20 protein-coding genes are annotated in these 22621 nt (G+C 69.7%); 7 read left to right on the top strand and 13 right to left on the bottom strand.

Features of this window, described 5'->3' with window-relative positions; all coding sequences use genetic code 11:
• Positions 1-203: 203 nt before the first annotated feature.
• The 6 genes from QE392_RS04225 to QE392_RS04200 are packed head-to-tail and all read left to right on the top strand — an operon-like array spanning position 204 to position 7667.
• Entirely contained in the window at positions 204-1382 is a 1179-nt protein-coding gene (locus QE392_RS04225) for a glycosyltransferase family protein (RefSeq protein WP_307448383.1), read from the top strand.
• Positions 1372-2601 (top strand): glycosyltransferase, encoded by a 1230-nt coding sequence (locus QE392_RS04220; protein ID WP_307448381.1) that lies wholly within the window; start codon positions 1372-1374, stop codon positions 2599-2601. Before QE392_RS04225 ends, QE392_RS04220 begins: the two co-directional genes overlap by 11 nt.
• Entirely contained in the window at positions 2601-3737 is a 1137-nt protein-coding gene (locus tag QE392_RS04215; protein WP_307448378.1) for a glycosyltransferase family 4 protein, read from the top strand. Before QE392_RS04220 ends, QE392_RS04215 begins: the two co-directional genes overlap by 1 nt.
• Positions 3734-5566 carry an ABC transporter ATP-binding protein gene (locus tag QE392_RS04210; protein ID WP_307448376.1) on the top strand — a complete coding sequence of 611 codons (1833 nt, stop codon included), beginning with the start codon at positions 3734-3736 and terminating at the stop codon, positions 5564-5566. The genes QE392_RS04215 and QE392_RS04210 overlap by 4 nt, the downstream gene beginning before the upstream one ends.
• Before the next feature lie 5 nt (positions 5567-5571).
• The gene (locus tag QE392_RS04205; RefSeq protein ID WP_307448372.1) at positions 5572-6648 is read left to right on the top strand and encodes a phosphotransferase family protein; all 1077 of its coding nucleotides are present in this window, start codon (positions 5572-5574) and stop codon (positions 6646-6648) included.
• Positions 6648-7667 (top strand): hypothetical protein, encoded by a 1020-nt coding sequence (locus tag QE392_RS04200; RefSeq protein ID WP_307448369.1) that lies wholly within the window; start codon positions 6648-6650, stop codon positions 7665-7667. The genes QE392_RS04205 and QE392_RS04200 overlap by 1 nt, the downstream gene beginning before the upstream one ends.
• Here QE392_RS04200 and QE392_RS04195 read toward each other — a convergent pair.
• The 3 genes from QE392_RS04195 to QE392_RS04185 are packed head-to-tail and all read right to left on the bottom strand — an operon-like array spanning position 7652 to position 9836.
• Positions 7652-8308: a response regulator transcription factor gene (locus QE392_RS04195; RefSeq protein ID WP_307448366.1), complete on the bottom strand. Its 657-nt coding sequence runs from the start codon at positions 8306-8308 to the stop codon at positions 7652-7654. The genes QE392_RS04200 and QE392_RS04195 overlap by 16 nt on opposite strands.
• 1 nt (position 8309) lies before the next feature.
• Positions 8310-8840 (bottom strand): sensor histidine kinase, encoded by a 531-nt coding sequence (locus QE392_RS04190; protein WP_307448363.1) that lies wholly within the window; start codon positions 8838-8840, stop codon positions 8310-8312.
• A 48-nt stretch (positions 8841-8888) separates the two neighbouring features.
• Positions 8889-9836: a HAMP domain-containing protein gene (locus tag QE392_RS04185; RefSeq protein WP_307448357.1), complete on the bottom strand. Its 948-nt coding sequence runs from the start codon at positions 9834-9836 to the stop codon at positions 8889-8891.
• Positions 9837-9960: 124 nt separating this feature from the next.
• Here QE392_RS04185 and QE392_RS04180 point away from each other — a divergent pair, with 124 nt between their 5' ends.
• The gene (locus QE392_RS04180; RefSeq protein ID WP_307448354.1) at positions 9961-10353 is read left to right on the top strand and encodes a hypothetical protein; all 393 of its coding nucleotides are present in this window, start codon (positions 9961-9963) and stop codon (positions 10351-10353) included.
• 281 nt (positions 10354-10634) lie between these two features.
• Here QE392_RS04180 and QE392_RS04175 read toward each other — a convergent pair whose 3' ends face one another.
• From QE392_RS04175 to QE392_RS04130, 10 genes are all read right to left on the bottom strand, one after another.
• Positions 10635-11051, bottom strand: a complete 417-nt coding sequence (locus QE392_RS04175) for a DoxX family protein (protein WP_307448352.1) — start codon at positions 11049-11051, stop codon at positions 10635-10637.
• A 311-nt stretch (positions 11052-11362) separates the two neighbouring features.
• On the bottom strand, positions 11363-12022 hold the full coding sequence (locus QE392_RS04170; protein WP_307448349.1) for a methionine ABC transporter permease: 660 nt from the start codon (positions 12020-12022) through the stop codon (positions 11363-11365).
• Positions 12019-13044, bottom strand: a complete 1026-nt coding sequence (locus tag QE392_RS04165) for a methionine ABC transporter ATP-binding protein (protein WP_307448346.1) — start codon at positions 13042-13044, stop codon at positions 12019-12021. Before QE392_RS04165 ends, QE392_RS04170 begins: the two co-directional genes overlap by 4 nt.
• Positions 13041-13943: a MetQ/NlpA family ABC transporter substrate-binding protein gene (locus tag QE392_RS04160; protein ID WP_307448344.1), complete on the bottom strand. Its 903-nt coding sequence runs from the start codon at positions 13941-13943 to the stop codon at positions 13041-13043. Before QE392_RS04160 ends, QE392_RS04165 begins: the two co-directional genes overlap by 4 nt.
• Before the next feature lie 105 nt (positions 13944-14048).
• Complete coding sequence (locus QE392_RS04155; RefSeq protein ID WP_307448341.1) at positions 14049-15755, bottom strand: signal peptidase I; 1707 nt, start codon at positions 15753-15755, stop codon at positions 14049-14051.
• Positions 15756-15774: 19 nt separating this feature from the next.
• A complete protein-coding gene (locus tag QE392_RS04150; protein ID WP_307448338.1) occupies positions 15775-16422 on the bottom strand; it encodes a hypothetical protein in 648 nt (215 codons plus the stop codon).
• Between the two features lie 658 nt (positions 16423-17080).
• A complete protein-coding gene (locus QE392_RS04145; protein WP_307448335.1) occupies positions 17081-17965 on the bottom strand; it encodes a hypothetical protein in 885 nt (294 codons plus the stop codon).
• 334 nt (positions 17966-18299) lie between these two features.
• Entirely contained in the window at positions 18300-19289 is a 990-nt protein-coding gene (locus QE392_RS04140; protein ID WP_307448332.1) for a hypothetical protein, read from the bottom strand.
• Positions 19290-19970: 681 nt separating this feature from the next.
• The gene (locus QE392_RS04135) at positions 19971-22016 is read right to left on the bottom strand and encodes a hypothetical protein (protein WP_307448330.1); all 2046 of its coding nucleotides are present in this window, start codon (positions 22014-22016) and stop codon (positions 19971-19973) included.
• A 192-nt stretch (positions 22017-22208) separates the two neighbouring features.
• Entirely contained in the window at positions 22209-22544 is a 336-nt protein-coding gene (locus tag QE392_RS04130) for a hypothetical protein (protein WP_307448327.1), read from the bottom strand.
• Between the last annotated feature and the right edge of the window lie 77 nt (positions 22545-22621).

The raw sequence follows: 22621 nt of genomic DNA, 5'->3' as shown, positions 1-22621 counted from the left end.
CGGGGCGGCGGCCGACGCCGTTCCCCCGGCCGACGGTGGCGCCGACCGTCGCGCGTGGGCGCCGCCGACGGCTGTGCGGCGCGGTCTCTAAGAACCTTCTCGCATTGGGCTTAGTCCTCCTTTATCGCGTGTCGTGAGCATGGGACCGCGGGCAACCCCCCGCGGACGCGGCGCACCTCGCGCCCGACCACCAGGAGGATGCTGTGGTCTACCGGATCGCCCTGTCATCGCACGACTCCGTCGGGCTCGGACACGTACGACGCAACCTCGCCATCTCGCACGCCCTCACCCGGATGCTGCCCGACCTCCTCGGGCAGGAGGTCACCGGGGTGCTCGTCACCGGCCAGGCCTCGGCGACCGCCTTCCCCGCGCCCGCCGGGTGGGACTGGGTCGTCGTGCCCAGCGTCTCGGTCGACGAGAGCGGGTACCGCTCGCGCCACCTCGCGACGGACATCGAGCGGGTCACCGCCATGCGCGCCGGCGCCGTCACCGGCGTGCTGCGCGCCTTCGCGCCCGACCTGTTCATCGTCGACCGCCACCCGTTCGGCGTGCACGGCGAGCTGCGCGATGCGCTGCGGGAGCTGCGGGCCGTCCATCCGTCGTGCGCGACGGTCCTGGGCCTGCGCGATGTCCTCGACCGTCCCGCCGCCGCTCGCGCGGAGTTCCGTGCCCTCGGCGGGGCCCGCGCCGTCCGCGAGCACTTCGACGCGGTGTGGGTCTACGGCGACCCGGGGGTGCACGACCTGCGCACCAGCGGCGAGACACCGCCCGGTCTCGCACCGCTCATCAGCTACACGGGCTACCTCGCGCACGGCCGGCCCACCGGGCCGCCCCCCGCAGCCGACGGCCCCTTCGTGCTCACCACGGTCGGGGGCGGCTCCGACGGCGTCGAGGTCGCCGTCGCGGCGGCCGCCGCGACCGTCCCGCACGGGCATCGTCATCTGGTCGTGACCGGCCCCCAGATGTCACCGGCCGATCGCGACCGCGTCCGCCGCGCCGCGACCGACCCCTCGGTGGAGGTCGTCGAGAGCGTGCCCCACCTGCCGGCCCTGCTCGAGCGCGCGGCGGCGGTCGTGACGATGGGCGGGTACAACACGGTCTGCGAGGTGCTCCACACCTCCACGCCCGCCCTGGTCGTACCCCGTTGCGGACGCCGCGACGAGCAACGCATCCGCGCCCGCGCCCTCGAGCAGAAGGGCGTCATCGAGACCGTGGACGCCGACCGCCTCGACGATCGGGCCGTCACCGAGTTCTTCCGCCGTACCCACCTGACCCGCTGCCCGCGCGAGGGCGTCCAGCTCGACGGCATCGCCGAGACCGCGGCGCTCGCGGCGCAGCTGATCGCCCCGTCGACCCGAGGAGTCACCGCTCATGCCGTCTGACACGTCCCCGCTCATCGGATACGTCCTGAAGATGTACCCGCGCTTCTCCGAGACGTTCATCGTCACCGAGATCATCGCCCGTGAGGCGCTCGGCGAACGGCTGGAGATCTTCGCCCTGCGCCCCAACGACGACACGCGCTTCCACGCGGAGCTGGCGCGGGTGCAGGCCCCCGTCCGCGCCGTCCCCGTGCCGCGGCGACTGTCGTCGGCCTGGGACGGCCTTCGACGCGCGCAGACAGACGCCCGTCTGACCGCCGCCGTCGCCCGCCATCTGCCGGAGCTCCTGTCCGCCGACGCCGACGACGCACTCCAGGCGGTCGAGGTCGCCCGGCAGGCCCTCGACCGCGGAGTGACGCACCTGCACGCGCATTTCGCCTCGACGGCGACGACGGTGACGCGGCTGGCGGCGCTGCTCGCCGGCATCCCCTATTCCTTCACCGCGCACGCCAAAGACATCTTCCACGCCGACGTCGACCCCCGGGACCTCGAGCGCAAGCTCCGGGATGCCGCGTTCGCGGTGACCGTGAGCGACTTCAACCTCGAGCACCTCCGGCACCGCTTCCCTTCGTCGGGGTCGATCGAGCGCGTCTACAACGGTCTGGACCTCGCCCGGTTCCCCTTCGTCGCCCGCCGACCGCGTCAGGGGCCGCTGCGGCTGCTCGCCGTGGGGCGGCTCGTGGAGAAGAAGGGGTTCTCTCTCCTCATCGACGCGGTCGAGCGCCTGCGCGACGAGGGCCGGGATGCCACGCTCGACATCGTCGGCGACGGGGAGCTCGCCCCGCAGCTGAGGGCGCAGGCGGCGGGGTCCCCGGCGATCCGCTTCCTCGGTCCCCTCCCGCAGGGCGAGGTCTCGGCGCATCTACGCCAAGCCGACGTCTTCGTCGCGCCCTGCCTGGTCGCGGCCGACGGCAACGCCGACGGGCTGCCCACCGTGCTTCTCGAGGCGATGGCCAGCGGGGTCCCGTGCGTCTCGACGGCGGTCACGGGAATCCCCGAGATCATCCAGGACGGCCGGACCGGCATCCTCTGCGTCCCCGGCGACGGAGATTCACTCCTCGCGGGTCTCCGGCGCGTCGCTCGGACGGACTACCCCGTCGAGGCGACCACCCGCCGCGCCCGCGGGCTCATCGAGCGGGACTTCGACGCGACCCGGCAGGCCGCGCGCCTCGCCGCACTCACCGCGGCCGTCGCCGCCGACGACCGGAAGCGGGTGGCGTGATGCGCGTGGCCTATCTGGTGGCGGACCCCGGGGTGCCCGTGTTCGGCACCAAGGGCGCGAGCGTCCACGTGCAGGAGATCGTCCGGGCCTTCCGGTCTCGTGGCGACGAGGTGACGGTGTACGCCAGCCGACGGGGCGACCGCGTGCCGGCCGACCTCACCGGCGTGCGCCTCATCGAGCGGCGTGTGACGGGAGCGGACACGGCGCAGCGGGAACGCGGCATCCAGGATGCCGCGCAGCACCTGAGCGACGCGATCCTCGCCGACGGATGCGACCTGGTGTACGAGCGGTTCTCGCTGTTCTCGGCGGGCGGCGCCCGGGTGTCCGAGACCCTGGGCGTGCCCGGCGTGCTCGAGGTCAACGCGCCCCTGGTGCAGGAGCAGCGCCGACACCGCGAGCTGGTCGACGAGGCCGCCGCGGTGGCGATCGCCGAGCGGGCGCTCACCTCGGCCGACGTGGTCGCGTGCGTCTCCGAGCCGGTCGCCGCGTGGGCGCGGGCGCAGGGCGCGCGGCATCCGCTGGTCGCTCCCAACGGCGTCGACACCGACCGCATCCGTCCCCCGTTCAGGCGCCGGGCGGCGGACGCCGCGCCCACCGTCGGCTTCGTCGGGACCCTCAAGCCCTGGCACGGAGTGGACGTCCTCGTGGATGCCGTCGCCGAGCTCACCCGCCGCGGACGCCGCGCACGACTGCTCGTCGTGGGTGACGGCCCCGAGCGCGCCGGCCTCGAACGGCGCGCCGGCGCCCTCGGCGTGGAGACCGAGTTCACCGGGGCGGTGGCGCCCGAGCAGATTCCCGACATGCTCGCGCGGATGGACATCGGCGCCGCGCCCTACCGCGCGCACGACGACTACTTCTCGCCCCTCAAGGTCTACGAATATCTGGCGGCGGGCGTGCCCGTCGTCGGGAGCGAGGTCGGGCAAGTGCCCGCGCTCGTCCGGCACGGTCGCACCGGACTGATCACCCGCCCGGGCGACGTCGATTCCCTCGCCGATGCGCTGCAGACGCTGATCGACGACCCCGCGATGCATCGGCGCCTGGCCGATCAGGCGCGCCAGCAGGCCGTGTCCGAGCACGGGTGGAGTGGGGTGCTCGCGGGGATCCTCGGGGCGCTCCACCCGGCGGTGACCTCGTGAAGAGCGCCAGGACCCCCGCCCCGCGGGCGCTGCGACGCAGCCTCGCGATCGTGCGCCCGCACCTGCGCGGCAAAGCATCGCTCATCGTCCTCGGGATGGTCGCGCTGCTCGCCGACGTGGTGTTCCGCGTCCTCGAGCCGTGGCCGCTGAAGTTCGTCGTCGACTCCGTCTCGGTGAGCCTGGGCGCATCGACCGGCGCCGCCGCCGGGATCCCCCAGGCCTCACTGGGGCTGCTCGTGGCCTGCGCCGCGCTGCTGCTGGGACTCATCGTCCTGCGCGCGGTCTCCGCGTACGCGAGCACCGTCGCCTTCGCCCTCGTCGGCTCCCGGGTCGCCACCGAACTGCGCGCCCGGGTCTTCGCCCACGTGCAGTCGCTCTCGGCCCGCTACCACTCCACGGCGTCGTCGGGCGATGTCGTGCAACGCCTCGTGAGCGACATCGGGCGGCTCCAGGAGGTGGCGGTCACCGCGGGTCTCCCCCTCGTGGGCAACATCCTCACCCTCGTCGTGCTGGTCGTGGTGATGTCGTTCATGGATCCCCTGCTGACCCTGGTCGTCGTCGCCGCAGCCGCGCTGTACGCGGTGTCGTCCAGGCGCAGTTCGCAGCGCATCACCGCGGCGTCCCGCACGACGCGCAAGGGCGAGGGCGCGCTCGCCGACACCGCATCGGAAGCACTCGGCGCCATCCGCGTCGTGCAGGCATACGGCCTGGAGAACCGGCTGGCGGGTGCGTTCGCCTCGGGCAACGACCGTGCGCTGACGCAGGGCGTTCGCGCGCGGCGCCTCGCAGCCGGTCTCGAGCGCCGGACCGACGTCATCGTCGGTCTCGCCACGGCGGCCGTGCTGATCGGCGGCGGGTGGCAGGTGCTGTCGGGCAGCATGACCCCCGGCGACCTCGTGGTCTTCGTGGCCTACCTCAAGCTCGCGATGCGACCGTTGAAAGACCTGGCGAAGTACACCGGCCGCATCGCACGGGCGGCGGCCTCGGGAGAACGCGTCGCCGACCTGCTGGCCGAGCCGGTGGAGATCGCCGACGGCCCGCACGCGGCCGACCTCCCGCGGCTGCGCGGCGAGGTCGCCTTCGAGGCGGTGCAGGTCGACGACGGGCGCGGCGAGACGGTGCTGCGGGATCTGACCCTGCACATCCCGGCCGGTCAGCACGTCTGTCTGCTGGGTCCGTCAGGCGCGGGCAAGTCCACTCTGGCCGGCCTGCTCGTGCGCACCGCGGACCCCCGCGCCGGTCGGGTCCGGCTGGACGGGATCGACATCTCCCGCGCCACGGTGGCGAGCGTCCGCTCCTCGGTGTCGCTGCTGCTGCAGGAGTCCGTGCTGTTCGCCACGTCCGTGCGCGAGAACATCCGCTACGGACGCCTGAGCGCCACGGACGCCGAGGTGGAGGACGCCGCGCGACGGGCCTTCGCGCACGACTTCGTCTGCGCGCTGCCCGAGGGCTACGACACGGTGCTCGGGGCACGAGGCGGCACGCTCTCCGGCGGCCAGCGCCAGCGGATCGCCATCGCGCGCGCCCTGCTGCGCGACAGCCCGGTGGTCGTCCTCGACGAAGCGACCACGGGGCTGGATCCGCATGCCCGCACTCTGGTCGCCGAGTCGTTGCGCGAACTGACGAGGGGGCGCACGACCGTGTCGATCACGCACGACGTCACGCAGGCGCTCTCGGCCGATCGGGTGGTCTGGCTGGAGGGTGGACGCATCGTCGAGGACGGCGCACCGCACGATCTCCTCGCCGGCCACGGCTCGCGGCTGAACGCCTGGGTGCGTCACGCCGAGGACGAACGAGCAGCGCACGCCGGAGCGGGGTCGCAGACGTGAACGCCGTGGACGACATCGCCGCCCGCGACACCGACCTGCCCGGAGCCGCGACGCTGCTCGACCCGGTGTCGCTCGCCCACATCCTCGGCGCCCCCGTGCAGGTGCGACACCTGCGCTACAAGCCGGGCACGAGCGTGCTGACCGCCTTCACCACTCCGGCGGGAGCGTTCTGGGCCGGCGCGTGGGCAGGGCCCGACAAGCCGGAGTCGGCGCTCGGTCGGAGCGCGGAGGTCCGGCCACTGCCCGGCGTCCCCTGGGCCGTATTCGGGCCTGCTCGCAGCGACCGTGTGCTCGCCCGGGCCGTGATCGACGCGCAGCGGCGCGAGCCCGCATGGGCGGATGCCGTGATCGTGCGCCACAATCCCGGCCGGCGCCTCGTCGTGCGCCTCGGCGGCGAGTACGCCAAGACAGCTCCCGGCCGCGCGCCCGCGGCGCTGCGGCGAGCGCGGCGGCTCGCGGAAGCGGGGCTCCCCACCCTCCTCCCCCGCCTGGTGGCGGCCGACCACACCTGGGCGACGCCCTCATGGGGCATCGGCGACCTCGCCACGACGATCTCTCCCGCACACGCGCAGGCCGCCGGGAGGGCTCTCGCCCGGATGCACGCCCTCCCCGTCGACGGCGCCGACGACGCCGACGACCCCGGCGCGCGGGCGGGCAACGCCGCGCGCGCGATCGCGAGCGTCCTCCCGTCCGCGGCGCGGAGAGCCGTCGGTCTGGCCCGGCACCTGCCTCCCCGGCGTCAACGCGCCGTCGTGCACGGCGACTTCAGCGCCGACCAGGTGCTGCTCGGCGCGGACGGCGAGATCCGGCTGATCGACCTCGACCGGATGGGTGCGGGCGAACCCGCCCTCGACCTGGCCGGATTCGCCGTCGAGGAGTTCCTGCGCACCGGAGACATCTCGATCACGAACGAGCTCGTCACCGCCTACCGTGCGGCCGGAGGCCCCGTGACCGACGAGGAGTGGCGCGCCTGGACCCCGCTGTGCGCGCTCACACGGGCGATCGAGCCGTTCCGCCGCTGCGAGCCGGGCTGGTGGTCGACGGTGGCGGAGCGGCTCGAGCGTGCGGAGGACCTGCGGTGATGCCGGTGCCGCGCGAGGTGCGCGACGCCTTCGGCACGTGGACGGTGCGCCGCGCCTGGCCCAGCTCACGCGGATACGATCTCGAGCTCGAGCACGCCGACGGCCGCATCCGTGCGGGACGCTGGCGGGACGGACAGCAGGAGCTCTCGCCCGTCGGGCGCGACCGCCACCTCCCCGCCCGTGCGGAGGCTGCGGCCGCGGGGACGGTGATCTCCTGGCGCCGAGGACGACGCGCCGTGCTGCGGACGCACGACGACTCGGGCTATCTCAAGGTGGTCCGGCCGGAGGCGGTCGCCTCTCTCGCACGCGCGCACGCGGACGCCGGGTCGTTCCGCGGCGGCTTCGTCACACCCGAGGTCACGGTCCGTGACGCGGCGGGCTGCGTGCACCTCTCGCGCATCAGCGGGCGCACCCTGCACGACCTCGGCGCAGACGCCCGCCTCACAGACGACGACGTCTGCGCCGCCTGGTCGGGGTGGGCCCGGGGCTGGGGGGAGGTGCTCGCGATGCCACCCGGGGGTGAGGGCGCAGTCCACACCCCCGACGACGAGGCGGCCGTCCTTCTGCGCTGGCGCGATCACGCCGTCGCCGCCGGCTCCCGTGCCGCGACGGCGGCGGCCTTCGACCGCGCGGCGCAGGCCCTCCTCGTCGACGCCGGAGGACACTTCGTCCCCGCGCACCGCGACCTGCACGACAAGCAGGTGCTGTGGGACGGTCGCCGCGCCGGCCTCATCGACCTCGACACCGCGGCGCGGGCCGAGCCCGCCCTGGACCTGGCGAACCTGCGAGCCCACGTGGCCTGGCGCCACGCGCAGGGACGGATGTCGGCATCCCGTGCGGAGGCGGCACGGTCCGCGGTCGACCGCGTCGCGAGTCGGGCGGGGGTCGACCCGCGGCGGATGAACGCGTACGAGACGTCGAGCCGGTTGCGCCTGGGCGCGGTGTACCTCTTCCGTCCCGCCTGGCACGCCACTGCCCGGCGATGGCTCGCACTGCACGCCGGTCAGACGAGGCGGTAACCCACCCCGCGAACGGTCTCGATACGGTCGGCGCCGAGCTTCTGGCGCAGGTAGCCGATGTAGACATCGGCCACATTCGACCCGGGGTCGAAGTCGAACCCCCACACGCGGCTGAGGAGCTGTTCCCGGCTGAGCACCTGACCGGGGTGGCGCACCAACTCTTCGGCGAGGGCGAATTCCCGAGCCGACAGGACGATCTCCCGTCCGGCGACGGCGGCGGTGCGCTGGCGCACGTCGAGCACGATGTCGCGGTGCCGGAGCTCCAGCGCCGCCGCCGCCGGTTCGCGGCGGATGCGAAGGCGGATACGTGCGACGAGCTCGTCGAACCGGAACGGCTTCCCCAGGTAATCGTCGGCGCCGCCTTCGAGACCGGCGACGGTGTCCTCGAGCTCCACGCGCGCGGTGAGGATGATGACGGGCACGGCCGAGCCGGAACCCCGCAGGTGCTCCAGAACCTCGAATCCGGTCATCCCGGGGAGGTTCACATCGAGCACGACAAGATCGAACTCCCCCGACATCGCCAGATCGAGGGCCTCGCGCCCGTTCCCCGTGACCCGCGTCGCGTACCCCGCCGCGCGCAGTCCCTTGTCGATGAACGCCGAGATCCGGGTCTCGTCATCGGCGATGAGGATGGATGCCATTTCAGCCCTCCCTCCGGTTCGACGTGCGGACCGTGTCGGGGAGCGGTGGACGCGGGGGAACGGCGATGCCGGGCTGGCCCGGGCCCTCTCGAGCGGCCACCGCGTCGACGACGGGGACGCTCAGGACGAACTCCGCCCCCGGGCCCTCGGCGGGGTCCTGCACGCGTGCGGTGCCACCGTGGCTCTCGGCGATCGCCGACACGATGCTGAGGCCGAGCCCGCTGCCGCCGGCGCCGCGCCCGTCGTCGCCGACCCCGCGGTGGAAGCGGTCGAAGATGCGCTTGCGCTGGTCGGCGGGCACCCCCGGGCCGTGGTCGCGGACGAACAGCTCCAGCGCGGCCCCGCGGCGGCGGCTGCCGATCAGCAGGTCTCCCCCGCCGTGGCTCGCGCCGTTCTGCGCCAGTTGCAGCAGCGCCTGGGTGATCCGGGCCGGGTCCACGAGCGCGTACGCCGCGGCGGTGCGCCCCAACTGCACCTCGGCGCCCTCGATACCGCGCGCCTTCACCGCGACCCGCTCGACGAGAGCGCCCATGTCGGTCACCTGAGGGCGCATCGGGCTCGGGCCGCGAAGCGCCGCCTCCTAGGCGAGGTCCTGCACGAGGCGCCCCATCCGCGCCAACTCGTCGAGCACGAGCGCGCGCGTCTCGCGGACGTCGACGGGATTGTCGACGTCCATCACGTCGAGGTGGCCGCTGACGATCGTCACCGGCGTCTTCAATTCGTGCCCGACGTCGCTCAGGAGCATGCGCTGGGCACCGAGCGCGTCGTCGAGGCGATCGAGCATGTCGTTCATCGTGGCGGCGAGGGCGGAGACGTCGTCGTTGCCCTCCACGGGGAGCCGCTCCGCGAGCGACCGCGCCGACACGCGCGCCGCCGTCTCGCGCATGCGGCGCAGGGGCTGCAGCAGACGCGCCGCGACCAACCCGGCGCTCGCGGCGATGACGATGAGGACGACGGCCGCGGCGATCAGGTAGACCCGCGCGGCGGCGTCGAACTCCGACAGTTCGCCGTCGAGGTCGTAGGCCGTCACGAACAGGACGCGCGAGGGCTCCGGCGAGCCGTCGATCGCGATCGGCGCGGCGAGATACCGCCAGGCGACGCCCTCCTCGGCGTACGTCCCGATGACGGGGTCCTGCGCGGCCGCCGCGCTCACGTGCTCGACGAAGCCCGGGGCGCTCCGCAGATCCACATCGAGGGGGACGCCGGGGATGAACGCCGCGACCCCGTCGATGACACCGAGCGCGCCGGTGTTGTCGTCCGGATTGATGCGGGTCACGGTCGCCTCGAGAGCAGCCGTCGATGACGCCCACGGGGTGTCGCCGGTACCGACGGCGACGAGCGCGCGCGCGGACTTCTGCGCCGCCTCGAGCCGGTTGTCGACGGCGGCGAGGATCCGCGCGCGCTCGACGATGTAGACCGCCGCCCCCACCGACAGCAGACCGATCGCGGCGACGACGGTGATGACGATGACGATGCGCGTCCGTACCGTCCACCCGGCGCCCGTGGCGGACGCGTGGGCGGTTCCCATGGTCCTCAGTATGCCGTCGGTCGCCACCGCGGCCGATCGAAATAAGAACGCTCTCATCATCGTCTTCCCCCAGCCTTACGGGCTCGCGGGAGAGTGAGAGCACCCCGACGAGGAGGAGTTCGCAATGTCACGTCGCGCCTGGATCGGCACCGCCCTGATCGCCGCCGCCGCGGTGGGCGCGGTCTGCACCACGGCGGCCGTCGCCACCGCCTTCGAGCCCCGCACCGTCGCCGAACACGTGCTGCCGGGGGGAACCCTCACGGGCGGCCCCGCCGCGGTCACTCCGTCGTCGACACCCGCGCCCTCCCTCGTCCCCGGCGAGCAGATCTCCGACCCTCCGGCGGACCCGTCACCGGCGCGCCCGGCCCCGGTCGTGCCGCAACCCGTGGACCCGCCCGCGCCGCAGCCCGTGGACCCGCCCGCGCCGCAGCCGGTCGCCCCGGACGATGATGACGACGACGACGACAGCGACGATGCCGATGACGGTGACGTCAACGACGACGGCGACGACGACTGACGGCGGGTGAAGCGGTGATCGGCGGGGTCATCGTCTCGGAGGCCATCGCCGACTCCCGGCGCAACGGGCCGAGGGTGGCCGGCGCCCGCACCGGCGTGGGGACATCGGCATCTCGCCGTCGGCACCCGCGGCGTCGACCGCCGCGCAGATCAGGGGTCGGCGCCCAGGGCGTCGACCGCCGCACAGATCAGGGGTCGGCGCCCGCAGCGGAGAACGCCGCGCGGCTCAGCGCCCGGGGCCCTCGGCGTCCGCCGCCGCGCAGATCAGCGCACCGCCGCGGCTCAGCGCCCGCGGGCTCGTCGTCGCCCCCGCCACGCCTTCCACGCACCGGTCGACCACAATGCCCAGACCACCAGCAGAGGCTGGAAGAGCAGACGGATGCCGCGGGCGAGATCGGTGTCGAGGCCGAACGCATCGGTCCCCCGCATGAACTGCTCGATGTTGCCGGGGAGGATCGCGACGAAGAAGGCCGCGACGATCCAGCCCACCGCCACACGGAAGCGACCGAGGACGAGGAGGGCGAGGCCGAGCGCGATCTCGACGACCCCGGATGCCATGACGGTGACGTCGACCGGAAGCGGCAGCCACGATGGCACCTGGGCGACGAACTCGTCGCGCGCGAACGTGAGGTGCGCGGTGCCCGTGAACAGCAGCGCGACGCCGAGCAGCCAGCGGGCGAGGGTGCGGACGATGCTCACCCTCTGAGGGTAGGTGCGGATGCCGGGGGCGCGGCCGCTCGCCCCGCCTCGGGCCCCGGCGCGCCCCTCCCCACGTTGAGTGTCCAGAACACGCCGCACGCAGGCCCCCCTCGACGGCGTGTCTTGGACGCTCAACCATCTCGACGCGAGACCGCGCCGCAGCCTGTCGGAGGCGACGTGCGCAGCGAGACCCCGGTCGAGTGTCCAAGACACGCCGCGTGCTCCCACACAGGGACGGCATGTCTTGGACACTCGACGCTCTGGATGCCGCCGGGGGCGCTGCGACGGCCGCGAGCTCGCCGGAGGAGAGATCAGCGGCGCAGGATGCGGTGGGCCAGGGCGTTGCCGAGGAGCTGGCCGGCCTGCACGATCACGACGATGATCGCCACGGTCACCCACGTCGCCTGCTGATTGAACTGCTGGTAGCCGTAGATGATCGCGAAGTTTCCGAGCCCGCCGCCGCCGATGTAGCCCGCCATCGCCGACATGTCGACGACCGCGATGAACATGAACGTGTAGCCGAGGATCAGCGGGGCCAGAGCCTCGGGGATGACGACGCCGAACAGCACGCCGATGCGGCGGGCCCCCACGGCCCGGGCGGCCTCGACGGTGCCCGGGTCGACAGCGACGAGGTTCTGCTCGACGACGCGGGCGATCACGACCGTGGCCATGATCGTGATCGGCACGATCGCGGCATCCGTCCCCAGGGTCGTCCCCGTCACGGCGCGGGTGACCGGGGCCACCGCGGTGAGGAAGATGATGAAGGGGATCGGTCGGATGACGTTGATCACGAGGTTCGCGATGGCGAAGACCACGCGGTTCTCGAACAGGTTGCCGGGCCGGGTAGCGTAGAGCAGCGCGCCGATGACGAGACCCGCGACGCCCGAGATGAGCAGCGACACGGCCACCATGTAGACGGTCTCGCCGATGGACTGCAGCAGCACCGGGGTGAGGGTGTCCCACTTGTTCATGCGCGGGCCTCCACGGTGGGCACGACGACGTCGGTGTGGGCGCGCAGCTCGGCCACGATGGCGTCCAGGTTCTCGGCGTGCACGCGGTAGGTGAGGGTGCCGAGCTGCTTGCCGAGCACGTCGGTGACACCGCCGTAGACGACCGAGTGCCGGGCGCCGTGACGGTGGAACACCTCGGAGACGTCTTCGCTGGTGAACTCGTTCACCTCGACACTGACCAGGTCGCCCCCGCCCGCGGCGAGCGCCGACAGCGCCTCGCCCGACGGCACGCCCTGGGTGACCGCCGCGACGAAGCGCTTGGTCAGCTCGGCGCGCGGGTGAGCGAAGACGCGATACGTGTCGCCGCTGTCGACGACGCGGCCGCCTTCCATGACGATGACCTGGTCGCACAGCTCGTGCACGATCGAGATCTGGTGCGTGATGACGACGATGGTGATCCCCAGGCGTCGGTTGATCTCGCGCAGCAGGTCGAGCACCTCAGCCGTGGTCTGCGGGTCGAGCGCGCTCGTCGCCTCATCGGCGAGCAGGATGCGGGGGTCGGTCGCGATGGCCCGGGCGATGCCGACGCGCTGCTTCTGGCCGCCCGACAGGCGCCGCGGGTACTGCTTCGCCTTGTCGCCGATGCCGACGAAGTCGAGCAGCTCGGCGACGCGCTTGTCGCGGTCGGCCTTCTTCCACCCGGCGACCTTGAGCGGGTAGGCGACGTTGGCCGCGACGGTGCGCGACGAGAAGAGGTTGAACTGCTGGAAGATCATGCCGACGCGGCGCCGCAGGTCGCGCAGCTTCGCCTCGGATGCCGCCCCCACGTCGACGCCGAGCACCTCGACGGTGCCTGACGTCGGCTGCTCGAGGCCGTTCAGCAGGCGCACGAGCGTCGACTTGCCGGCGCCGGAGTAGCCGATGACCCCGACGATCGACCCCTCCTCCACCGTCAGCGACACGTCGTCGACGGCGGTGGAGGAGGTGCGGCGATCGGTGCGGAAGCTCTTGGTGACGCTCCGCAGCTCGATGACCGCGGTCATCCCTTCTGGGCCTTGAGGGCGTCTTCGAGGCTGGTCAGCTCGTCCTGCAGCTGCGCGCCGGTCCATTCCGTCTTGAACTGCAGGTTGCCCTGGTTCAGCTCGGTGACGGCTTCCTCGACCTCGGGCGAGTGGTAGGCGGCGACGAGCTTCTCCCAGCGGGGGTCGTCCTTCTTGTCATCGCGCGTGACGAAGGCGTTGATGTAGGGCGCGAGCTGCGGGTTGTTCAGGTCTTCCTTGAAGATGATGAGCTCGTCACCGAGCCCGCCCTTCTGCGCCTGGGTGTTGTTGACGATGGCGGCCTGGGCGCTGCCGTCCTTCAGGGCGGTCACCGTCTGGTTGGTGTCGACGGGGAGCAGCGTCACCTTGGTCGTCTCGATGTCGGCGGGCGTCGACAGCGCGGTGCCGCCGTCCTTCAGGGTCAGCAGGCCCGCGGTCTGCAGGTTGAGGAGGCCCCGGGCGAGGTTGGTGGGGTTGTTCGGGATCGCGACGGTCGCGCCCTCGGGCAGGTCCTTCACGTCGGTGTACTGCTCCGAGTACAGCGCGAGCGGGTACACCGCGGTCGCGCCGACGGGCACGAGCGTGCCGTTGTTCTCGACGTTGAACTGCGACAGGTAGATGAGGTGCTGGAACAGGTTCACGTCGAGCTCGCCGTCCTGCACGCCCTGGTTGAGCTGCACGCCGTCATTGATGGTGCGCACCTCGAGGTCGATGCCCTCGTCGGCGAGCTTCTGCTTCAGCACCGTCCAGTGCGCCTCGTTGCCGTCGTCGGCGCCGATGACGATGCGCGAGGAGTCGTCTCCCGCGCCGGAACCACCGGCGCAACCGGTGAGGGTGAAGAGGAGAGCTGCAGCGGATGCACTGAGGATCGTGGCCAGGCGTGCGGTGGTGCGTGAAGTCATAGCTCCACGCCACCACATGCATACGGGATGCCCAAGTCGGAGCGTTACGGCTCGTCATGCGATGTCACGCGGGGAAACCGATTCGACGGATCGACCGGAACGTGCTCACCGCCCCGCGGCGGCGTGCGCGGCGATCTCGGTCGCCGTGAGCGCGCGCGTGTAGACCGCGGCGTACTGGATCGTGCCGGTGAAGAAGCTCGAGGGGTTGGACGTCCAGTTGGTGAGGTTTCCGCAGCCGATGCGCCAGGAGCCGGTGTATTTCTGCCCGGTGGTGGTGCTCGGCGAGGTGCCGACGAGGGCGCCGTCGACGTAGAAGGAGGCCCCCGCGCTCGAGAGCGTGGCGGCCACGTGGTGCCACGCCCCGTCGGCGTAGGAACGCCCCTCAGGGGTGGACAGGACCACTCGCGCGTTGGGGAACAGTCCGTAGTTGAGGCGCCCGGACGTGTCGATCCAGATGTGCCGGTCCCAGTAAGTGTTGTCGGTGGTCGCCCCGTCGCCGTAGCCGATGATCTTCCCCGACGTCCGCGACGTCGTCGAGAACCAGGCCTCGGCCGTGAAGAAGTCCGGGTCGTTCCGCTGCCCCTGGGCGGGCATGTAGAGACACTGCGACCCGTCGAAGACGACCGCGCGGCGCGGTTGATCGCGGGGGCACGCCACGCTGCTCGTCGTCGTCATCGCCTTGCGATAAATGCCGGTGCGGTTCGGGCCCGCGATGTCGGCCTCGATGGTCAGCAGGTTCAGGCCGAGCAGTCCCGTCCCCTCGACCGAATAGGCGGCGTGGGTGTCGCTGCGCCCGACACTCTGCGCAGCGCCCCGGCACGTGAAGTACGTGTTGGTCGCGGTGCTGTTCGTGTCGTTCTTGACCGACGCGGCGAGAGCCGCCTGCGAGGACGAGACGGAGGTGAGCACGACGACGGCGATGATCGTGACGACGGCGATGGGCACGAGCACCCACCCGCGTGCGCTCCGGTCGGGCCGCACACGCAGCCCGCCCTGCACGGGAAGCGGGTCGTCGGCGCGGACCAGCAGGGAGGCCAGGAACGGAACCATGCAGAACGCGATGAGCATCACCCGCACGGGCCAGTCGGGGTCGGGCGTCGGCGAAAGCGCGTAGGCACCCGAAGGGAGCTGGTCGGTGGACAGGATGACGCCGTCCTCCCCGCTGACCAGACGCGTCGCCCCCGCCAGCACCGGGAAGAGACCCGTGTTGACGATGTGCATCAGGGCCCCGGAACCGTCGTCGGCGGCGCGGAAGTCCATCATCTGCACGTTGAACCACGGGCGCAGCCACAACGACAACCCGCTGACGGCCACCGACCAGCCCGTCAGTCGCAATCCGACCCGCCATCCGCGCCGCTTCCCGCCGATGAGCCGGGCGACGGTCTCGACGACGATGCCGGCGAGGAACAACACCGGCGCGGCCTTGAGCAGGAAGCCGAGACCGGGGACGATCGCGACGACGGTGCCCACGATCTGATCGGGCTGGAGCTGCCACGCGTCGGGCGAACCGTTGAGGTCGCCCTGGGTGATGAACCGCCCCTCCTGCACACCCACGATGCGGTGGGTGACGGTGCGCCCGTCGACGACGAAGGTGATGACGTCGCCGACGGCGTAGGCGGGCTTGGGGTGCGCCACGACCAGTGTGCCGACGGGCGCGGTCTCGGCCATGCTCGCCGTCTCGATCACGAACAGGCGGGCCCCCGTCAGCGACAGCACCGTGGCGACCACGGCCGCGAGGAGCGCGATGAGAATCGCGGCCGCGAGCTGGGCTCGGCGGCGTCCTCGGGTCGTGGTCGCCACGATGTCGGTCATCGGGTACAGCTCTCCCGGATCAGGAGTTGAAGGTCCAGGTCAGCGCCTGCGACGCCTTGAGCCCCTGGTAGGTGTTGTCGGCACCGGCGGGGAGCGTCACCGCGAAGGTGAACGGCACGGTCGCACCGGGGTCGACCGAGGTGGCGGTGGTCTTCGCGAGCACGTCGACGGGGGCGCTGAAGCCCGAGAGCGAACCGGAGTAGATCGTCGTGCTGCCCGAGGTGATGACGAGGGTCATCTTGGTGCACAGGTCGGTGGCCGAGCCGTTGACGGAGCCGTTGGCCGACTGCGCGCAGGCGCCGGGGGTGAGGCTGAAGGTCTTCGCGGCGACCGTGCCGGTGTTCGTGATCGAGATGTTGCTCGTGACGGTCTGGCCGGGGACCATCGTCGTGCTGCCGCCGTACTTGTTGATGGTCGAACACGTGGCGGCGTTGGAGGAGATCGAGCCGCCGTCGGTGCTGTTGCAGCGCACGGTGCCGTCGGCGTTGGACTCCTGCATGCTGAGCACGCCCGTGGCGGCCGTGTTGACCGTGTTCTGGATCGACGCGGTGAATGCGGCGACGGTCGGCGAGAGGCCGAGGGCCAGGATGAGCGAGGCGACGCTTCCGGCGAGGACGACGGGAAGGACGAGGCGGCGGCGACGGGCGGCCGAGGGCGAGCTGGTCACGAGGTGTTCTCCTAGGTCGGTGTGGACGGCATCTCCGCCGCATGTCCGACGCTAAGGAGCCGACCGCGAGAGAAAGTGAGCGAGACGCGAACACACACTGAGGCATTCCATAGGTTTTTCCCTGTCGATTCCTCCTGATCATTCTTGCTCAAGAAAGACCAAAAAGATGCACGTGAATAGATCGAAGGTGGTACCTTACGCCTCCCCCAATCGGTCGACCGTCGACCGTTCCGTCGGTGGAGAGGCATGCCGGCCACACCGAGCACTCCAGCCACGCGAGCCACGCGGGCCACGCGGGCCACGCGGGTCGCGCGACCTGGACACCCTTCGACGCGACCGGCGAGAGAGCGGACGGGATTGCTCAGTTATGAGACGTCCCTGGGGATGGACTAGATCCGACGCATGTGATCCAGGCGATTTGACGACGCGCGAATCCTTCCCGTTCGGATGGTTCGTCAAACCGTGTGATCAGCTGCGCGAGATCCGATTTCTTCGCACGACCCGTGGAAGCCAAGCGCGAGATCCGGGTAGTCGGCATGCAGCCGTACCGCTGGAGGCACCCATGAGAGTGCAGTGATTGGGAAGGACGAGCCTTGTCCCGACCCCGGCGTGACAGCACCGCAGACGACTTCTGTCGACCGCCGGATGCGCTTCGAGGTCAGCTGGTGTGCTTCGCCGGATTCGAGCAGACAGTCGTTTCGCGCATATGAATCGTCCGTCCCTCGGACCCTTTCCACTTCTTCGTGATGACCTTCCCGTCGCCGTCATGATCTGCTTGCCAGCGCAGCTGCCCGTCTATTTGCAGGTAAGTCTTGAAGATCGAGCCGCCGTGCTGCGCAAAGTCTCTCGTCCACCAGATCTTGCTCGTTGCGTCACGTACGTAGACGTTCGACCCATGATGGCGGCAGAGGTCCGGGCTCCGCACTGGCAACGGCGGCCGGGCGGGATCTGCCATCAGCGCCCTGAGCCCGATAAGAGCAGGACCGACACCGACAATACGAGGCAGGTTTTCCGCGAACCATCGGAAAGCATCCTCGCCGCTATCAGCGAGGGAGCGATGGAGGTTGGACCCGCCATATCTAGCTGTAAAAGCACTGACGGGCGCATCATGCACCCCAGCTCCGATGACTAGGAGTTCACTCGGGTTTGTGCGCAAGACATCCGTGGCGACGCCTCCCGCCCGATCCGCAACCACCCTGTGGATGATGGGCTTCACACCGAGAACATGCGCGAAGCGAGCGAGGTTTTCGAGCAGTGCTGGGTCCTCATCAACGAGGTCGTCTGCGAGGAGAATCTGCACGAGGCGGTGGGCCTTGGGGGGAAGCGCCACGAGACCGGGCACCTTGGCGATGCTTTCCGCCATCGTGGTTGTGGAATGAAACCATCCGACATCGAGCCAGGCGCCTTCAATCACCTTCTTATCAACGTCGCTCGGGAGCACGGACAGCACCCCGACCGCACCCATGCGGGGGAACTCGACCTCACCGTCGATGATTCTCTCATCAGCGTCGGCGAAAACGGCACACAGGAGAGCGGAACGCACCCGGGCAGCCTGGGAGGCGTCCAAACCTTCCGCCGAAGCAGCCGGGTGTCCCGGCAGTAGGACAGTCCCTTTCGTCTCCGCGAGCATGCGGACAAGGGCCTCATGAGCCCGGGCGGGGTCGACTCCGCTTATCGGTTGCGCGAGCACATATCTGAGCTGGTCAAGTCCGCGTCCACCCGCGGGTATACGCACCGGCGCCGCCTCGTCGGAGGTGAATTCGCGAGATCGAGAAATAGCTTCGTGTAGCGGATGTGGGCTCCCATGCGCAACGAGCGAGCCCGTCAAGTGGATGGGGTTCTTGACGAGCTCGCGGAGGTCGACCGCGGGCACGCCGCTACCGCTTCAGCGCGTGCCCGAGCGGGATGGGCAACCGGAGGAGTTCGTGAAGCGGCATGGCCGCCAGGATTGCCAGAACTTCGCGCCTCAGCTCAGACTCTCCTTCAGCAGTCACTTCGGCGTCGATGGCCATCCCCTCCCTACCAGTGGTGGGAATCACTCGGGCGCTGGGGGCCAGCTTCCCGTCTCGGGTTTCGAGAATGTGAGTGAGGGGAATGCTGTTCTTAGTCGCCCAGGACACGGCCACTTCGAGGACTCGACCACGAAGGGTGCGATTCCATCGCCGCTTCAAGGGCTCAGCCCGATTGGTCACGAGGCGGAACGCTTGAGCTCCTTCAGTTTGCTCAAGTGCCGACGTCAGGTCCGTAGCGTCAGAGCCGTGTTGCGCGGCGGCGAACTCGCGCATTAAACCGAGCAGTTCTTCTTTAGAAAGGGTTTGCACCGCGACTTCGTGCTCGGTGGTCGTACCGGCCACGCGGGCGGTACGACGGGTGACACGGTCATAGACGTACCCGACGGAAGCGTCCGTGTCCTGGATGGCGCGCCACAAGTCAGTCTTTAGCGTTGCGCCGCGCAGATCGGGCGACGCCGGCCGCGCGACTAGTCTGAGCGCAAAGTCGTTGGGTGTGCGGGTGACGGCGACGAGACCGGCCTCCTCCGCGGCTTGCGTAATCTCGCGGAACGACCCGAACTCAGTTTGCTCAACGGAGAACCCCGGGAGCATCGTCCTCATCCGCGCGGAGACACCAGCCGCGAGTGGGACCTTGCCCGCTGTCTCAAGCTGCGCAATCGCGTCCACCAGAAGGGAAAGCACCTCGGCGGCGGTGAACTGCCGAGGGGCGTCTGTTGACGCCACCTCGGCAGTCCCGCTTCTGTTTGAGGTCTGAGAAGCTGGACTACCAGATCCCGGAGGAGCATCGACAGAGGCCTGCGCGTGGGCCTTAGAACCGCGTATGCGGTTGTCTTTCTCTCTCGACGGGTCGGTCATGTCCAGCTCCTCGCGTAGTTTCCTTATCCTCAGGAGCTACCTGAAGATGACGCGAGAAACAGTTGCCGAACCTTCACTACCACCATGAACGACTGTTCACCTCAAGGGCGACGCACCCCAGCCCAGAAACCCTCAGTCAATAGGTAACAGGCGTCGTGCGCTTGCGGTAGATCAGGAAGCCTTGCCCTGCAAGACGTCCATTTCTCTGTTCCTCATACTAGCCGCACAGGGCAACCGGTCAAGACGTCTGTGTAGATCGTGTCAGTCGGGCCACCTGGATATCCGGTCGAGGACCCACTGACCGGCAGCTCCTCACCGGCTTTGACGGATGCCCCTCACGTCTCGAGCTCGTCGGCGTCGGCTCGCGCTGCAGTCCTTGCGCGTGCCCTCTCGATGGTGGCGCACGGACCTTCGAGAGGCCTGATGCGACGCGGCCATGAGCTCACAACGCTGTGCAGCAGTGGGTCGCGCCACGGTGCGATGGATCTCAATGCAGGCCGCGCGGGTCCATCTTGCGCCGCAGCGCAAAGGCTGGCGCTGGCGCGGAGTGCGTCCCACGTGAGGGATCAGCGCCCTCGTGGATGTCGCCCCTGGGCCGCCCAGTGACTCTGAGCCCGGACCCGACGACATGGTGCCGCTCTCGATGGATGCAGGCTACGAAGCCCTATCCGACGCCTCTCTTTAGAGCGGGGCGGCCTCAGCCACCCATCCGTCTTCGTTGTCGATGAGGCCGTACGGCGGGTCGTCCGGATTTTGGGAGAACCTGACAACGACATGCTGCTCAGCTACTGACGGCGGCTGGTTGTCGACGATGATGATCTGCGCAGATGGATGGGCAGAAAGCCAGTTGTCCAGGTGACGATAGATCTTCTCAACGATGTTTCGACCGCTGGCGGAAATAAGTGCCGTCATCTCGGCGCCTCCTTCCTCACCCGCCTGAGGAGTGACGGGCGGTCCGGACGCATTGCCCGGGATGAGGTTCTTCTGGGGGGAGTCGATGATGACGAAGCCCGGGTGACCGCTTCCCATCTCAAAGGCCAGTTCGAACAGGGCGAGCTCCCAAGCCAGGGCGATGAGAGTCATCGCACCTGAGGAGCCCACCTTGTCGTACCGCCGCCCGCGTACGTGAGGCACGAGGTAGCGGTCGACGTGAACGAGGTCAACCTTTGGGTAATCGAACTCCCGCAGTATGGCGTGAAGCCGGTCGCCCACCCGAGCAAGGACAGTGTCGCGCGGCGTCGACGAAGCAACGTACTGCGCCTTTCGCGCCTTTGCCTGCTTGAGCGCGGCGGCCGTCTGCAGGAGTTCAACCTCCTTCTGCTGGAGTTGCAGCAGCATCTGGCGGGCACGACACAACGACTCAAGGACGACACGGGCATCAGCGGCTGATCGTTGGATCGAGTCACGTTCAGCTAGGAACGGCGACGCTACGTCGACCGAGATTTTGTCGAGCGCAGCCTGCGTCTCACGAACTCGGAGGTTGGCCGCTGCCAGCTTCCGACGTAGCGCGTCGCCCTCGGAACGCACCTCTCTGGAGAAATCGAGGAGTTGGTTCAGCCGCCGAACGAGGTTGCGCCGTTCTGCGCTGATATCCAGGGGCTCCTCGGCTCCGTCGTCACCGTCACCCACATGCGAGTGGCACGGTGTGCAGCGTCCGTCGACAACTTGCGGGGCGGAGGACAGTCTGCGCTGGCAAGCGGGACAGGTCACGATTGTGAGCGAATCAGAGAGGTTCTGAGACTCGGCCACGAGATCGAGTCTTCGAATCTCATCCGCGTACTGCGCACGAAGCGGTTCCAGTCGTTTGGCGAGCGCATCCCGGTCTCGTAGCTGAGCTTGAATGGCTTGCGCTTCCTGCTCGCTCGCCGAGAAGGACTCCCGAAGCTCCGCGGTGAACTCTCCCCGTGCCGCGATGGACGAGTCGATGACCTGCCGCCGAGCGTTCAGCTCGGCCATCCGAACCCGAACCTCGTCGAACTCAGTTTCGATCTCGGCGATGGAGGTGTAGCCCGCGTCGTCCATGAAGCTGCGCAAGGTTTGGACGGCCCGCCTGAGTTCACGCTCCTCGGTACCGAGTTCCTCCACAGCCCGGGACAAGACGGACTGCTCGTTGTCAGAGACGCCGAAGAAGATGTCCACGACCTGGTTCAGCTTTATGAAGCGGTGCGGCTGCCGCTCATACGCCAGGTCTCCACTGTCGAGGCGCCGGTTTGTCAGGAACCACAGGGGCTGCAGGTCGCGAAAGCTGAGAGCGCTCGTTTTGGACTCGTCCTGGGTTGGTGACTGATCGAGTCGTAGTCCACTCAGCCCGCAGAGCTGAAGAAGGTAATGGGACAGCGACTCGGGATCCGCGGGGTCCGAGGTGAAGGACCGGACCGGTGTATCCGGCATCGTTGCCAGATCACCGGTGTAGAGGTACGCCTTCGTGGCCTTGCCGCCGAGCGCGCGTTCGATGACATAGCGGGCGGGCGGACCGCCTGGAACGGGCACGTCGATGGCGAGCTGGGCTGATCGCACGTTGACGAGCACCTCGTCATGCTCCGGATGCTCCTTCCCACCGAGGCACCAGTCTATGAATTCAAGAACAGTGGTTTTACCGGTACTGATGTCGCCCGCAATTATGGACAGGTTACTGACTTCCTGGTTGCCGTCTCCATCCGCAAAATTGACAAGGTAGGCCCGCTGTGGGCCGACTAACCGAAGGGCGCGAATTCGAAAGGCGGGCACGGCCCGTAACCCATTCGAAAGGTGCTGTCCGGCTGGGGGACGCGAGCGCGGATATCTCTCGCTGATGTCCTTCGTTCGTCAGCTCACTTCGCGTCCTGAACCGATCCGCGCCGAGCGGCGGCGAGGCGGGGGGGGCAGCAGCAGCCACCGGCGAGCTGAGGTCCGTGGCGCCTCCCGCCCTCGACGGCTGCCTCAGAACATCTCGGTGTCCCGGAGGGAAGCCGCGGCACGGTGCGGGCCCCCTCCCGCGTCCAACCACTGGGCGATAGACAACCCGTCCAGCTCTTCATCGGGCGCGGTCGCCAGAGTGCTGACGCTGACTGGATAATCGTCGCCGAGCGCGGCGAGCACGACCGCGAGGCCACGCAATGGCTTGTTCTGCTGGTCGAACTGCCAGCACGGATACCTATACCGGACGTTGCGCATGCGCCCCGTGTACAGCTCTGCTCTGTCGCGTAAGTCTTCGACCTCGGCGACGCCGACCGACATGTCGCGAGCCACGGCAGTGCCCGTCAGCCAGGTTGACATCTCCGCGACGTCAACCTCGGACGATGCGGCGAGGTACGCGTCGTTGTCACGGAGCGCGTCCGCGGTGAACGCGGAAG

Origin of the sequence: Microbacterium proteolyticum (assembly GCF_030818075.1) — a bacterium.
GTDB classification, from domain to species: domain Bacteria; phylum Actinomycetota; class Actinomycetes; order Actinomycetales; family Microbacteriaceae; genus Microbacterium; species Microbacterium proteolyticum_A.
This window is presented reverse-complemented; position numbering and strand designations above follow the sequence as displayed.

Bases quoted from the DNA above. Each gene is read 5' to 3' on its own strand.
- QE392_RS04190 (WP_307448363.1), bottom strand. From the start codon at position 8,840: ATGGGCGCTCTCGTCGAGCGGGTCGCGGTGAAGGCGCGCGGTATCGAG.
- QE392_RS04220 (WP_307448381.1), top strand. From the start codon at position 1,372: ATGCCGTCTGACACGTCCCCGCTCATCGGATACGTCCTGAAGATGTAC.
- QE392_RS04155 (WP_307448341.1), bottom strand. From the start codon at position 15,755: ATGACCGACATCGTGGCGACCACGACCCGAGGACGCCGCCGAGCCCAG.
- QE392_RS04180 (WP_307448354.1), top strand. From the start codon at position 9,961: ATGTCACGTCGCGCCTGGATCGGCACCGCCCTGATCGCCGCCGCCGCG.
- QE392_RS04160 (WP_307448344.1), bottom strand. From the start codon at position 13,943: ATGACTTCACGCACCACCGCACGCCTGGCCACGATCCTCAGTGCATCC.
- QE392_RS04170 (WP_307448349.1), bottom strand. From the start codon at position 12,022: ATGAACAAGTGGGACACCCTCACCCCGGTGCTGCTGCAGTCCATCGGC.
- QE392_RS04130 (WP_307448327.1), bottom strand. From the start codon at position 22,544: ATGTCAACCTGGCTGACGGGCACTGCCGTGGCTCGCGACATGTCGGTC.
- QE392_RS04185 (WP_307448357.1), bottom strand. From the start codon at position 9,836: ATGGGAACCGCCCACGCGTCCGCCACGGGCGCCGGGTGGACGGTACGG.
- QE392_RS04195 (WP_307448366.1), bottom strand. From the start codon at position 8,308: ATGGCATCCATCCTCATCGCCGATGACGAGACCCGGATCTCGGCGTTC.
- QE392_RS04215 (WP_307448378.1), top strand. From the start codon at position 2,601: ATGCGCGTGGCCTATCTGGTGGCGGACCCCGGGGTGCCCGTGTTCGGC.
- QE392_RS04200 (WP_307448369.1), top strand. From the start codon at position 6,648: ATGCCGGTGCCGCGCGAGGTGCGCGACGCCTTCGGCACGTGGACGGTG.
- QE392_RS04165 (WP_307448346.1), bottom strand. From the start codon at position 13,044: ATGACCGCGGTCATCGAGCTGCGGAGCGTCACCAAGAGCTTCCGCACC.
- QE392_RS04140 (WP_307448332.1), bottom strand. From the start codon at position 19,289: ATGACCGACCCGTCGAGAGAGAAAGACAACCGCATACGCGGTTCTAAG.